This is a genomic window from Arthrobacter sp. C152 (assembly GCF_054890965.1).
Genome location: NZ_JBTZSU010000003.1, coordinates 94,468 through 107,283 on the forward strand (window position 1 = coordinate 94,468; position 12,816 = coordinate 107,283).

At 65.5% G+C, this 12,816-nt stretch carries 13 protein-coding genes; 9 read left to right on the plus strand and 4 right to left on the minus strand.

The genetic code is table 11. The features are described 5' to 3' along the window. The first annotated feature begins 46 nt into the window (after positions 1-46). From ACYSM9_RS03130 to ACYSM9_RS03165, 8 genes are all read left to right on the plus strand, one after another. Positions 47-1,555 (plus strand): sugar ABC transporter ATP-binding protein, encoded by a 1,509-nt coding sequence (locus ACYSM9_RS03130; protein ID WP_461855543.1) that lies wholly within the window; start codon positions 47-49, stop codon positions 1,553-1,555. 2 nt (positions 1,556-1,557) lie between these two features. Continuing rightward, entirely contained in the window at positions 1,558-2,544 is a 987-nt protein-coding gene (locus ACYSM9_RS03135) for an ABC transporter permease (RefSeq protein WP_461855544.1), read from the plus strand. 4 nt (positions 2,545-2,548) lie between these two features. Beyond that, positions 2,549-3,703 (plus strand): Gfo/Idh/MocA family protein, encoded by a 1,155-nt coding sequence (locus tag ACYSM9_RS03140; RefSeq protein WP_461855545.1) that lies wholly within the window; start codon positions 2,549-2,551, stop codon positions 3,701-3,703. Beyond that, positions 3,700-4,521, plus strand: a complete 822-nt coding sequence (locus tag ACYSM9_RS03145) for a sugar phosphate isomerase/epimerase family protein (RefSeq protein ID WP_461855546.1) — start codon at positions 3,700-3,702, stop codon at positions 4,519-4,521. The genes ACYSM9_RS03140 and ACYSM9_RS03145 overlap by 4 nt, the downstream gene beginning before the upstream one ends. A 65-nt stretch (positions 4,522-4,586) precedes the next feature. After that, positions 4,587-5,759 (plus strand): levoglucosan dehydrogenase, encoded by a 1,173-nt coding sequence (locus tag ACYSM9_RS03150; RefSeq protein ID WP_461855547.1) that lies wholly within the window; start codon positions 4,587-4,589, stop codon positions 5,757-5,759. Positions 5,760-5,830: 71 nt separating this feature from the next. Beyond that, the gene (locus ACYSM9_RS03155; RefSeq protein ID WP_461855548.1) at positions 5,831-6,151 is read left to right on the plus strand and encodes a putative quinol monooxygenase; all 321 of its coding nucleotides are present in this window, start codon (positions 5,831-5,833) and stop codon (positions 6,149-6,151) included. A gap of 114 nt (positions 6,152-6,265) precedes the next feature. Further along, positions 6,266-6,994, plus strand: a complete 729-nt coding sequence (locus ACYSM9_RS03160; RefSeq protein ID WP_461855549.1) for a mycothiol-dependent nitroreductase Rv2466c family protein — start codon at positions 6,266-6,268, stop codon at positions 6,992-6,994. A gap of 28 nt (positions 6,995-7,022) precedes the next feature. Then, the gene (locus ACYSM9_RS03165) at positions 7,023-7,523 is read left to right on the plus strand and encodes an SRPBCC family protein (protein ID WP_461855550.1); all 501 of its coding nucleotides are present in this window, start codon (positions 7,023-7,025) and stop codon (positions 7,521-7,523) included. A gap of 39 nt (positions 7,524-7,562) precedes the next feature. On the opposite strand, the gene ACYSM9_RS03170 is transcribed toward ACYSM9_RS03165, so the two are convergent. Further along, on the minus strand, positions 7,563-8,051 hold the full coding sequence (locus ACYSM9_RS03170) for an HNH endonuclease (protein WP_461855669.1): 489 nt from the start codon (positions 8,049-8,051) through the stop codon (positions 7,563-7,565). A 354-nt stretch (positions 8,052-8,405) separates the two neighbouring features. Between ACYSM9_RS03170 and ACYSM9_RS03175 the strand changes: the two genes are divergently transcribed. Next, entirely contained in the window at positions 8,406-9,602 is a 1,197-nt protein-coding gene (locus ACYSM9_RS03175) for an FHA domain-containing protein (RefSeq protein WP_461855551.1), read from the plus strand. A gap of 27 nt (positions 9,603-9,629) precedes the next feature. Here ACYSM9_RS03175 and ACYSM9_RS03180 read toward each other — a convergent pair whose 3' ends face one another. The 3 genes from ACYSM9_RS03180 to ACYSM9_RS03190 form a co-directional block, all read right to left on the minus strand. After that, entirely contained in the window at positions 9,630-9,863 is a 234-nt protein-coding gene (locus tag ACYSM9_RS03180; protein ID WP_461855552.1) for a DUF4231 domain-containing protein, read from the minus strand. An 83-nt stretch (positions 9,864-9,946) separates the two neighbouring features. Beyond that, on the minus strand, positions 9,947-11,239 hold the full coding sequence (locus ACYSM9_RS03185; protein WP_461855553.1) for an ArgE/DapE family deacylase: 1,293 nt from the start codon (positions 11,237-11,239) through the stop codon (positions 9,947-9,949). Positions 11,240-11,331: 92 nt separating this feature from the next. Further along, positions 11,332-12,657 (minus strand): MFS transporter, encoded by a 1,326-nt coding sequence (locus tag ACYSM9_RS03190; RefSeq protein ID WP_461855554.1) that lies wholly within the window; start codon positions 12,655-12,657, stop codon positions 11,332-11,334. Positions 12,658-12,816: the final 159 nt, after the last annotated feature.

Genomic DNA, 12,816 nt, shown 5'->3' on the forward strand with positions numbered 1-12,816 from the left:
GGCGGTGCGGGGGCTCCCGTCCCCGCACCGCGCCGAAAGGGCAACGATGAATACCGCAGACAATGTCGTCGAGATGCGCTCGATTTCCAAGAGCTTCAACGGCGTTCCCGTATTGAAGGATGTCAGTTTCGACGTCCGCAAGGGTGAAGTCCACGCGCTCGCAGGAGGAAACGGCGCAGGCAAGTCGACACTCATGAAGATCCTCCAGGGCGTCTACCAGGCAGACGCCGGGGAGATCCTGATCGGCGGCAAGCCGACCGCCATCAACTCGATCCAGGATGCGAAGGCCGCCGGGATCGGAATGGTCTTCCAGGAGTTCAGCCTCGTACCGAGCCTGACCGTTGCGCAGAACATTTTCCTCGCCGCCGAACCGCTTGGCACGGGCGGGCTCATTGACGACCGTGCCGCGGTGCGCCGCGCAAGGGAAGTGTTCAGTGAGATGGAGGTCGACGTCGACCCGCGCGCCGAAGTCTCGCGGCTGGGCACTGCTTACTGGCAGCTGACCGAGATCGCCAAGGCACTCGCACAGAATGCCCAGGTGCTCATCATGGATGAGCCCACTGCCAGCCTTGCCCGGCATGAGTCCGAAGCGCTCTTCGAACTCATTGACCGCCTCAAGCAGCGTGGGATCTCCATCATCTACATTTCCCACCGCATGGATGAGGTATACCGGCTCGCGGATCGGATCACCATCCTCCGCGACGGCCGCCACCTCCTCACCGCGGCGCTGACGGATGTCACTCCCGAACAGATCGTGGAAGGCATCGTTGGCAAGAAGATCGAGGGCCAGCTTTCCTACCGTGCGCGTGATCATGTGGCTCACGACGGGGCGCCGCTGCTGGAAGTACGTGGATTGAATGCGGGCCACCGGGTGCGGGACGTTTCGTTCACGCTCCGGCCCGGTGAAATCCTCGGCCTGGCCGGACTGATGGGCAGCGGGCGGACAGAGCTGGCCCGTGCCCTCTTTGGCATTGACAAGGTGGACAGCGGCGAGGTCCTCCTGCGGGGCGAGAAGGTCAACCTGGGCTCGCCCCAGCAGGCCATCAATGCCGGTGTTGCCCTCATCCCCGAGGACCGCAGGGCCCAAGGCCTTGTCCTGGAGCACTCCGTCCAGGACAACCTGCTGCTTCCCCTCCTCGGCCAGATCCAGCGGGGACCTCTCCTGGACGGCGCGAAAGGGAAGGAATTGTCCTCGTCGCTGATCAAAAGGTTCGCAGTGAAGGTGGCGCACCCCCACCGACCGGTCCGGCTTCTCTCGGGCGGAAACCAGCAGAAAGTGGTCATCGCCAAGTGGCTGGGCACGGATCCGGACATCCTGATCCTGGACGAGCCAACGGCCGGGGTCGACATCGGCACCAAAAGCGAAATTCTGGACATGATCCGGGAGCTTGCCAGTGCCGGTAAGGCCGTCATCGTCATCTCCTCCGAGTACCCCGAACTACTCGCGGTCAGCGACCGCGTCCTCGTCGTCAAGGACGGCTCCATCATCCGTGACATCCCCCGCAGCGAAATCGCTGACGAGGAATATCTCCAACTTGCAGTGCAAGGAGTCTGAAAGTGAGCAAGGCAAACACCATCGCGCCCCGGGACACCGCGGCCCCCCGAAATTTCGGCACCATGCTCAAGGAACTCGACTGGCGGCGCTACGTCATCTATATCGGCTTCGTCGTTGTCTTCCTGTTCTTCGCCGTTCTGCTCCGCGACCAGGGCTTCCTGTCGCCGAACAACCTGCTGAACATCTTCCGGCAGACCGCCACGATCACCGTCATTGCCGTCGGCATGACGTATGTGATCGCCTGCGCCGAAATCGACCTCAGTGTTGGATCCGTGGCCGGCCTCTCCAGCGTGTGCACGGCGATGGCCCTCTCCCAGTGGGGCCTGGTCCCCGGCATCCTCGCCGGCCTCGCCGTCGGGCTCGTCGTCGGATCGATCAACGGTGCCCTGGTCAGCCTCCTTGGCATCCCATCGTTCCTGGTCACACTCGGCATGCTGGGCATCGCCGTCGGCGTCGCCCAGTGGATCACGGCATCGGCGCCCCAGCCCATCCTGAACGACACGTTCAACACGCTGTTCGGCTCCGGCAATTTCGGTCCAGTTCCGGGCCTGGTGGTCTGGAGCGCCATCTTCGTGGCCATTGGCGCCGTCGTGCTGAACCGCACCAGGTTCGGACGCCAGGTCCTGGCCACAGGAGGCAACCGCAACGCCGCGGAATTCACCGGCATCAATACCAAGCGCATTAAGTTCCAGGTACTCCTGATCTCGGGCATGGTGGCAAGCGTCGCGGGCATGCTTTACGCCGGCCGGCTGCAGTCCGGACGGTTCCAGTGGGGATCGGGAGACGAACTTTCCGCCATCGCCGCCGTCATCCTGGGTGGAACCAGCCTCTTCGGCGGGTTCGGCTCCATCATCGGCACCCTCTTCGGTGCCCTGCTGATCGGCCTGATCAACAACGGGCTGATCCTCGCTGGACTCGACAGCAGCCAGCAGCAGGTGGTCCGCGGCGCGATCATTATTCTGGCCGTCGCCCTCGCCCGTAAGAAGTAGCACCGTGAGTGACCAACTACGGGCCGGAATAATCGGAACAGGATTCATGGGTTCTGTCCACGCCCACGCGATACGCGCAGCAGGCGCTGAGGTCACTGCAGTCGCCGGGAGCAACAAGGCTTCCGCCGAAGCCGCAGCATCCGCGTTCGGCGCTTGGACCGCAGCCGAATCCGGCGACGCACTGATCGCGCGGGCAGACGTGGATGTGGTCCACATTTGCACTCCCAACGCGACCCACGCGGACCTCGCACGCAAGGCCATCGCAGCTGGGAAACACGTTGTCTGCGAGAAACCCCTCGCCACGAGCGTTGAGGACGCCCGGGAACTGACGGAGCTCGCCGAGCGGGCAGGTGTGGTCACCGGCGTGCCCTTCGTGTACCGGTTCTATCCCGCCGTCCGCGAGGCCCGGGATCGTATCCTCGGCGGCGACGCCGGCCGCCTCTGGCTCCTGCACGGTTCCTACCTGCAGGATTGGCTGGTCGGCGCGGAAGCCACGAACTGGCGGGTAGATTCACAGCTCGGAGGAGCCTCCAGGGCGTTCGGTGACATCGGCGTGCACTGGTGTGACCTGATGGAGTTCACCACCGGACACAGCATCACCAGGCTTGTGGCGAACACCAGCCGGGCGTACGACCAACGCGAAACCGGCGGACAGTTGTCCTCCGTAGCTACCGAGGATGGCGCCACGCTCCTGTTCGAGACGGACAACGGTGCCACCGGATCCCTGGTGGTCAGCCAGGTCAGCCCGGGCCGCAAAAACCGCCTGTGGTTCTCCTTTGACGGAACCGAAGCGTCATTCAGCTTCAACCAGGAGCGGCCGGATACCCTGCACGTCGGCCGCATTGACTCAAGTTCCGAAGTCCCGGTTGGCCCACAAACACTTACGACGCCGGGTGGCCGGCGGTACGCCAAACTTCCCCCAGGCCACCCCCAGGGTTACCAGGACAGCTTCAACGCGTTCGTCGCGGACACATACGCAGCTATCCAGGGGCAGACACCTGAAGGCCTTCCCACGTTCCGGGACGGCCTGCGCGCAGCCCTCATTACCGATGCAGTGGTCACCTCCGCAGCACAACGGTCATGGGTCGATGTTCCCGGCACTGACGCCCCGCTCGAATTACTCAAGTCCTCCTCCGCAGTCGAAAGGCCGAAGCAATGAAACTTGGTTACTGTTCCATCACCTGGGGCGGCGTCGTCGGCCACCCGCAAGGCGTGACGAGCGTAAAGGACCTTTTCTACATGACCCACGGGTCCATGCAGCAAGCAGTCCAGGACATCGCATCAGCGGGCTACCAGGGCGTTGAAATGTTTGACGGCAACCTCGTGGAATACGCAGGGAAGCCCGAAGAACTCAAGGAAATCCTCGGTACCGCCGGAGTCGAACTAACAAGCGTCTATACCGGGGCCAACTTCATTTACGCCGACATACTTCCCGACGAAATGCACCGCATCCACCGCGCCGCCGAATTGGCGGCCAGCTTCGGAGCGGAACGGCTCGTGGTGGGTGGCGGAGCGCGCCGCGCCGCCGGGACCACCGACGAGGATTACCGCCGGCTCGGTGAGGCTCTGGACGGCGTCACGGACATCGCGGAGGGCTTCGGCCTCTCGGCAAGCTACCACCCGCACCTGAGCACTATCGTCGAAAGCCCGGAAGAACTGGACCGGCTCATGCCGCTCACCCGGATCGGCTTCTGCCCGGACACCGCGCACCTTGCAGCCGGCGGAGCAGACCCGGCCGCAGTGATCCGGAAGTACCCCGACAGGATCCGGCACGTCCACCTCAAGGACTTCCAGAAGGACCCTTTCAATTTCCTGCCACTTGGGCAGGGCGAGCTCGACTTCCCGGACATCATCGCCGCGATCGTGGAAAGCGGATATGACAGCTGGCTCATGGTCGAACTCGACAACTACGACGGTGACCCCCGCGAAGCCGCAGCCCTCAGCAAGAAGTACCTGGAAAAGCTCCTCTCTCACTAATTTTCAACCGCAGGGACTGCCACCGACGGCAACTGCCCTGCCTTTCCGGAAGGAACAGGATCTACATGCAGAACCTCAACGTCGGCCTCATCGGAGGCGGCTTCATGGGCAAGGCCCACTCGCTGGCCTACGCCGCCATGCCCATGTTTTTCTGGCCCGCACCGGCACTCCCGGTCCGCAAAGTCATCGCTGAAGCCAACCCGGATCTCGCCGCGGAAGCGGCCCGCCGCTTCGGCTTTGAAAACTCCACCGCGGATTGGCGCAGCATCATTGACGATCCGGACATCCACGTCGTAGACATCGCCACGCCCAACCATCTTCACGCCGAAATTGCCATCGCCGCCGCGGAAGCAGGCAAGCACATCATCTGCGAAAAGCCCCTGGCACGTACGGGTGAAGAATCCAAGGCCATGTACGACGCGGTCAAAGACAAGAACCTCGTCCACATGGTCGCCTTCAACTACCGGCGGACCCCGGCCGTAGCGCTGGCAAAGAAATACATCGAGGAAGGCGCCATTGGCCGGATCCTCAGCTTCCGTGGCACCTATCTGCAGGACTGGAGTGCGGACCCCAACTCGCCGCTCTCGTGGCGGTTCCAGAAATCCATCGCCGGCTCCGGCGCCCTCGGCGACATCGCAACGCACGTCATCGACATGGCCCGCTACCTTGTCGGCGAGTTCAGCGCAGTCAATGCCCTCCTGTCTACCTGGATTCCCGAGCGGCCGCTCCAAACCGGAGGTGCCGACGCGCTCGGAACGGTACGGGGCGGAGAAGGTCCCCGCGGCCAGGTTGACGTGGACGACGAAGTCATGACCATGATCCGCTTTGCCAACGGTGCCGTGGGTTCCGTGGAAGCAACACGCAACGCCCACGGAAGGAACAACTACATCACCTTCGAAATCCACGGAACCGAAGGAAGCATCGTCTTCAACTACGAACGCCGCGACGAACTTCAGGTCTGCTTCGCGTCCGACCAGAGCGACCGCCGTGGATTCCGAACCGTTTACACCGGACCCGCGCACCCCTACGGAGATGCACTCTGGCCCATCCCGGCCCTTGGCATCGGATACGGCGAAACGAAGATCATCGAGGCCCACGACTTCTTCAAGGCCATCGCAGAAGGCGGCAGCGTAAGCCCGAATTTCGCCGACGGATATCAGGTAGCCCTCATCGACGACGCAATCGTCGAGTCGGCTGCAAAAGAATCCTGGGTCGAGGTCCCGCAGATCAATAGTTGATCTGACTACCCCGGGAGGGACGGCCCTGAGCCGTCCCTCCCGGGTTACAGGAACAGCGTGAGGAGGTAAAAGTGCCACACAAAGCTGTCAGTAACGAAGAAGCGCAGGTCTGGCTCATGCCAGTGTTCACCGCAAAGGCGGGGTCCGAAGCAACGCTTAAGGAAGCGCTCCTGGGGTTACAGTCTGCGAGTCGAGCTGACGCCGGATGCCTGGAATACACCGTATTCTCCGACGACCAACGGGCAGATACCTTCATCCTCTTCGAGGGATGGGCCAGCGACGAGGACCTGAAGGCCCATAACGAAGAACACCACGTAAAGGCATTCGTGGCACGGGTGCAGCCCCTGTTGGCCGTACCGTTCTCTGTAACGCCCATTACTCCTCTCGCCTGATACCTGCAAAGGAGAGGATGGACGACGGCGCGACGCAAGTTCCGCCGTCGTGCATGCTCCTGCCACGGTCCCGCCGAATGGACGCACGCCGCCAACAGATGCAAGGGTGGACGCGTGGATGCCGACATCAACTTCTACTTTGACCCGGTCTGCCCCTTCGCCTGGATGACCAGCAAATGGGTGCGGCAGGTGCAGGCGCAGCGCGACTACACCGTGGATTGGCGGTTCATCTCGTTGCGCCTGGTCAACTCCAACGTGGACTACGGCGCGCATTTCCCGCCTGAGTACGAGGCCGGCCACACCGCCGGCCTCCGGCTTCTGCGGGTGGCGGCCCGTGCGCGTGCGGAGCATGGCCGCGAGCCGGTTGCCCGGTTGTACGAGGCGTTCGGTTCCCACATCTTCGAAACCGCACCGGACCCGGCCGAACAGCGCACGGAGGGCGAAGTACGTGAGCGGCGCGGGACACGTGAGTTTGTCGAGCCGATCCTCGCCGACGCAGGCCTGCCCCTGGCACTGGCGGAGGCCCTCGACGACCAGTCCTGGGACCGGGAGATCCGCCAGGAGACGGATGAGGCGCTGGCACTGACGGGCAAGGATGTGGGCACCCCCATCATCCACTTTGAGCCCCCGGCCGGGGTGGCCTTTTTCGGTCCGGTGATCAGCCGGCTGCCGGGCGAGGATTCGGCTGCCGAGCTGTGGGACCACGTGGTGGGGCTGGCGCGCTTCCCCGGTTTTGCCGAACTCAAGCGGAGCCTGCGCGAGCAGCCGCAGCTTGCTGCCTTCGGAGTCGATGCCGACACTGTGGGTCAGCAGGAGGACTGGCATGGCGGCAGCCGGCGGTAGAAGAAATAACGTCTGTAAGGATGGACCCATGAACCAGACAAGCACCCGCGAACACCAAGAGTCCGTCACGGTCCAGGCCTCGGCCGAGACGCTGTACGACCTCGTCTCCGACATCACCCGCACCGGTGAGTGGAGCCCGGTCTGTACATTGTGCTGGTGGGACGATCACGACAGCCTGGGCCAGGTGGGCGCCTGGTTCACCGGACGCAACGAGCTCCCGCACCGCACCTGGGAGACCCGATCGCAGGTGGTGGCCGCCGAGCGCGGCCGCGAGTTCGCGTGGGTGGTGGGCGGCCGCTTCGTCCGCTGGGGCTTCACAATGACCCCAGCAGACAACGGGACCACGCTGACCGAGTCGTGGGAATTCCTGCCGGACGGGATCGCCATGTTCGGGGACAAATACGGCGCTGAGGCAGACGCCGAAATTGCCGAGCGTACCCGGCAGGCGCTGGACGGCATCCCGAAGACGCTCGCCGCGATCAAGCAGATCGCCGAGTCCATCGCTCCAACTGAACCGGCCCGGCGCTAGGACCGCTGCCATCAGAATGGGAGAAGCCAGCCAGCCCGCCTAGGGGAGTGGCTGGCGTTCGCCCACGCTCGGGGAGGTCGACGGCGGCAGGTACTCCCGCCGTCGTCGTTCCATCCTGCGCTGCTGGCCTGGCGAGGGGATCCGTGCACGCTTGGCGCGATTGCACCTCGCACACGCGGCAACGAAGTTCTGCAGGCTGGTGGAACCGCCCTTGGACCACGGATAGAAGTGGTCGCCGTGCTCAGCGGGGCGGCCACAGCGCCGCCCGAACCCGGCTTCCAGCTCGCACAGGCCGCCGGCGCGGGCCATCCCTTCGCGGCGCTGCTGGCGGGTGAAGCGCCGGACCGGATCCCGGCGTCGAACATCCCGGCCGGTGATGACGGCCGCGGCGACGCCGAGTACGGCGGCAACCACAACGGGGAGCGCAGCTGCGGAGACGACGCGGTCGAACATCCCACGAAGCACGTCACCGGCGACGTAAGGCCCCGCTCCGGAAACCGGTGCTGCCTTGGCCAGGAGAGCCGTCATCACTGAGACGGCGAGCCATAACAGCACCGCCGAGCTCGCCAAACGAAGCCCTAGCCGGGTCCAATAGATGCGGCCGAGTTCCGGCATAGATTCCCCCAAATTTATTGCGCCGGAAACCGCTGGTTCCGGAGATCAAAGGAATCGTATCGGCCGCGTGAGGGCCGGTGTGCCAGGTTTGGCTCAGTTTTTGCTGAGCTTCCGAGTGCGGGGTCATACACCGGGGGAGTGGCAACCACGCTCGTTCCGCCGTGGGTTCGGCAGGCTCAACCACCGCGGGCCGTGTCCTTGTCAGGAATTCCGGCCGGGAGCAAACTAGGCCTACGGAATCCTTGGGGCGTGGCAGGGCGGGAAGCCATGGATGGGCCTGGTGCCAGGAATGAGTTCATCGTCGTCAGCGGGGAGGCGGCGGGGAACAGACTTGTGATTCCGCGCGGGGAGGTCACCGTGGGCAGCCAGGACGGCTCCCGGCTCCGCCTGCCCTTCTACGGAGTCAGCCACCGCCACGCGCTCCTGAGCTCCGCGGACGGCCGCACCGTCCTCACGGACCAGCAGTCCCGGAACGGCAGCTGGGTGAACGGGCACCGCATCACCTCACCCACGGAACTGGCGCACGGGGACCTGGTCCAGTTCGGCGAGGTGAGGCTGCGGTTCATCGACCGGAATGCCGACGGCGGCACGCCCCGGGAGAGCGATGGCGCGCCCCGCCAGGGCGCCGGCAAGAAAGCTGCCAAGCCGGGCCCGCAGCAGCCCAAGGAGCGGTTGGGGACGGCCCTGATGTTCGCCGCGGGGATCAACGTCGTTGGCCTCCTGGGGAACAGCCTCACCTCCTTCCTCACCGAACTGACCCCTACCTGGACCTGGTTCGTCACGCCGCTAGTCGGCCTGCTGGTTGCCTTGGCCATCGAAATGCTCGGGTTCTACCGGAAGAACCAGGCCGCCGCGAGGCAGCAGCCCGCCGGCCCCGGCCACGGGCCGCGGGGAGAGCCACAAGCCGGGCCCCGGGCCGAGCCCCGGCGGCCGCTGGCCGTAACGGTCCTGCTGACCCTCCTGCTGCTTGGCGGCGGCGGCTGGCTGGTCACCGCGGGGGCGAGCTACGCCGTCGGCTATTTCTCCGGCAACGAAAGCGGCGTGCAGCGCCTGGAAAGCCAAGTGGTGGCGGAGGCTCAGGGGGTCAGGGTGACCATCCTGGGCGTCCAGAGCACGGCGCACTTCACCCGGGCGGAGATCCTGGTGAACAACGGGACTACCAGCACCATCACCCTGCCGCTGTTCCAGAACGCAATGCTCACCGGACCGGACGGCACCACGTACGACGCGGACTCCTTCCGCAGCAACTGGCAGCCCCAGATCCCGCCCGGCGGCCAGCGCAAGGGCACCCTCAACTTCGAAAGCCAGCTGCCCGAAGAGGCGACAACGGTGTCCCTGAGCTTCGCCACCGTCTTCGTCCAGGGCTTCGACGGCCCCAGGACCCTCACTGTTCCGGACATCCGCCTGAAGCCGCTGGCCGAGTCGGAACCGGCGGCGCAAAGCCGCATAGGTGCTGGCCGGTAACCGCGGAGTTGGCGCCCCTACCGTCCTTCAGAGCGGGCTGGAACCTGTTGCCAGCTGCTGGTGCCGGCCCGCGCGCAGGTAAGGTCCCGCCTTGGCCAGGTACAGGTAACGCTCGTGCTTCAGCGCCGCGGCCGTGGAACGGTAGGTGATCCAGCGCTCCTGGAACTGGTACAGGTGCTGGGCGCCCTCCGGGGACGGGCGGGGGAAGCAGCCATAAGAGCACGCCTTTGCGACCGAGCCCAGCCCCCGAGGGCATTCCACCGCTGCGGGCGTTACTGGCGCGTTACAGGCCCGGCGGCACTTTGTGCGCTCCCCGCCTAAGCCGACCCTTCCGCCGTCGTGCTTTAACGCTCGGTAGCATCCCCTGGCTGCTCGTCCACGCCGCACCAATCGGCGATGAACAGGGCGATGCTTTTGGTGATCCGGCGGATGGATTCGACCGAGACGCGCTCGTCAAACCCGTGGATCGCCTCGGAGACGGGGCCGTAGACCAGCGCCGGCGTACCGGCGTAGAGGGCGAAGACCCGGCCGTCGAGGTAGCCCGGTGTGGTGAAGCTTTCCAGCCTGCGGCCGAACACCTGCGTGTGGGTCCGCTCCAGCAGTGCTTCGGCCTCGCTCCCGGGCTCCAGCACGTAGCCTTCGGAGAAGAATCCGGTCCGTGTGCCGACGGCGGTGATGGGCGCCGGCCCGTGGCCCAGGGACTCGAGGCACTCCTGCAGTTCCTGCCAGGCCTGCTCGGCGGTGATGCCGGGATAGATGGCCGCGCGCACATCGAACTCGCACCACGCCGGGACGCTGGAGGGCCAGTCCCCGCCCGCGATCCCGCCGAAGTTGAAGTTGATGGGGTGGTCAAGATCCTCGAAGTAGCGGTGCTGACCCCGGTCCGCGTTCCACTTTTCCTCCACTTCGCGCAGCGCCGAAATCGCCGTATAGGCTGCGTCGATGGCGTTGAAGCCGGTGCCCATCTCGCGGGGGTGCGTCGGGTTGCCGGTGACCCGGACTCTGAACCAGATCACGCCCACGTTGGCGCGCACCAGCATGTCCTCCTCTGGTTCGGGGATGATGACGGCGTCGGCCCGGTAGCCGCGCATCAGGGCGGACAGCGAGCCGTTGCCGGTGCACTCCTCCTCCACGACGGACTGGAAATGGATGCGGCCTGCCGGCTCGAATCCGGCGGCGCGGACGGCGTCGAAGGCGAAGACGTTGGCCGCGAGGCCTGCTTTCATGTCGCCGGCGCCGCGGCCGTACAGCCACCCGTCGATGATGGGCGCGTCCCACGGGTAGCGGGACCACGCCTCGGACGGGCCTTCCGGGACCACGTCGATGTGGCCGTTGAGGATGAGGGACCGGCCCCGCTCTTCAGCCGGGCGGTACGTGCCCACCACGTTGGTCATCCCGTCATAGGAAACCGTCACGGGCCCGAAGCCGGGGTGGGCGGACAGGTCCTCGGCATCGAGCGCCCACCGGTCCATCTCCAGGCCGCGGCCGGCCATGGCCCCATACATCAGGTCCTGCGCGCTGCCCTCCCGGGTGCGCGGCGACGGGTGCCTGACCAGGTCCTGGGTGAAGGAAAGCTGCGCGTCGAAGGCGGCGTCCACGGCGTCCAGGATGCGGCGGGTTTGGTCGTCAGTGAGCATGGTGGTCTCCTCATGGAAAGGGGAGCCGTCCGCCGGACGGCTCCCCTTCGGTGGTTGGTTTCTGTCGCGCCGCGGGTCCGCGGCCGCCGGTCCTAGCTGACGAGCTGCTTGTCCTGGACGCGCAGGCGCTCGCCGAAGAACCCTCCGACGGCGGTCAGCAGGGAGATGATGGCCAGGATCAGGGCCGCACCCCACGACTGGTTGCCGGAGACACCCAGCATCGCGGTGGCCAGCAGGGGCATGAAGCCGCTGGTGGCACCGGCGATGTTGTAGCCCAGGGCCACGCCGGAGTAGCGCAGCTTGGGCGGGAACAGCTCGGTGAGGAGGGCGCCGTTGACGGCGTAGGCGACGGCGATGAGCATGATGCCGATGGTGATGGCCAGCGTGATCATCAGCGGGGACTTGGTGTCGATCATCGCGAAGAGCGGGAAGGCCATGACGGCGCTGACCACGCCGCCCCACATGGTGACCTTGCCAGGCCCGATCTTCTCGGCAAGCCGGCCCATGAGGAAGGTGACGCCGATCTGGGCCACCGCGGCAACCAGCGTTGCGTTGACCATGACGCTCCGGTCCACCTTCAGGGTGTTGGAGCCGTAGCTCACCGCGAAGGTGGTGATCATGTAGAAACCGCCGACGCCGAGCAGCGCTGCGAGTACGGCAATGAGCAGGCGGCCGCCGGCGTGGCGGAACACCTCGAACGCCGGGACCTTCGCCGTCTCGCCCTGGGCCAGCAGGTCCTTGAAGATGGGGGATTCCTCCACCTTGAGGCGGATCCAGAGCGCGATGCCGAGCATCGGGAAGGCTACCAGGAACGGGATACGCCAGCCCCAGGCATCAAAGGCTTCGGACGGGAACAGCAGCACCAGGGAGAAGGCGCCGGAGGCCAGCAGCGTGGCCACCGGCGAGCCCACCTGTACCAGCGCCGCGTACCGGCCGCGCTTCTCGACGGGTGCGTGCTCGACGGCCATGGTCACAGCGCCGCCCCACTCGCCGCCGACGGCCAGGCCCTGCACCAGCCGCAGAACCGCGAGCATGGTGGGCGCCGCCAGGCCGATGGTGCCGAAATCGGGCAGCAGGCCGATGAGGGCGGTGGCCGCGCCGATCATGACGATGGTCATCAGCAGCGCCGGGCGGCGTCCGTAACGGTCGCCGACGAAGCCGAAGATGATGGCGCCGATCGGGCGGGCGGCGAAGCCGACGCCGAACGTGGCAAAGGAGGCCAGCAGCGCGGCGGTGGGGTCCATGTTGGTGAAGAAGAGCCTGTTGAAGACAAGCGCAGCGGCCGTGCCGAAGAGGTAGTAGTCGTACCACTCCAGTGCCGTCCCGACGAAGGCGGCACGGGCGATCTTTCCGGCGTCCTTGCCGGAGATCACCGGTGGAGCACCTGCGGCGGCGGAAAGTGAATTTGAGGTCGTCACTGTTTGAGCCCTTTCGAGCGGGTTGAGTGTTGCATCCCGGATCCCGCGGCGGTCAAAAGGCCATGCCTGCGCTGCAGCGGTGGTTATTCGAGAGTAGATCAGTGAGAAAGCCCTGAACAATGACAATATCCACCCACTTTTCGCTCGTTAAATGGGCAT

Excerpts from the sequence above, each read along its gene's own strand:
- ACYSM9_RS03175 (WP_461855551.1), top strand. The coding sequence starts at position 8,406 with ATGGATGGGCCTGGTGCCAGGAATGAGTTCATCGTCGTCAGCGGGGAG.
- ACYSM9_RS03145 (WP_461855546.1), top strand. The coding sequence starts at position 3,700 with ATGAAACTTGGTTACTGTTCCATCACCTGGGGCGGCGTCGTCGGCCAC.
- ACYSM9_RS03130 (WP_461855543.1), top strand. The coding sequence starts at position 47 with ATGAATACCGCAGACAATGTCGTCGAGATGCGCTCGATTTCCAAGAGC.
- ACYSM9_RS03150 (WP_461855547.1), top strand. The coding sequence starts at position 4,587 with ATGCAGAACCTCAACGTCGGCCTCATCGGAGGCGGCTTCATGGGCAAG.
- ACYSM9_RS03185 (WP_461855553.1), bottom strand. The coding sequence starts at position 11,239 with ATGCTCACTGACGACCAAACCCGCCGCATCCTGGACGCCGTGGACGCC.
- ACYSM9_RS03165 (WP_461855550.1), top strand. The coding sequence starts at position 7,023 with ATGAACCAGACAAGCACCCGCGAACACCAAGAGTCCGTCACGGTCCAG.
- ACYSM9_RS03170 (WP_461855669.1), bottom strand. The coding sequence starts at position 8,051 with ATGACGGCTCTCCTGGCCAAGGCAGCACCGGTTTCCGGAGCGGGGCCT.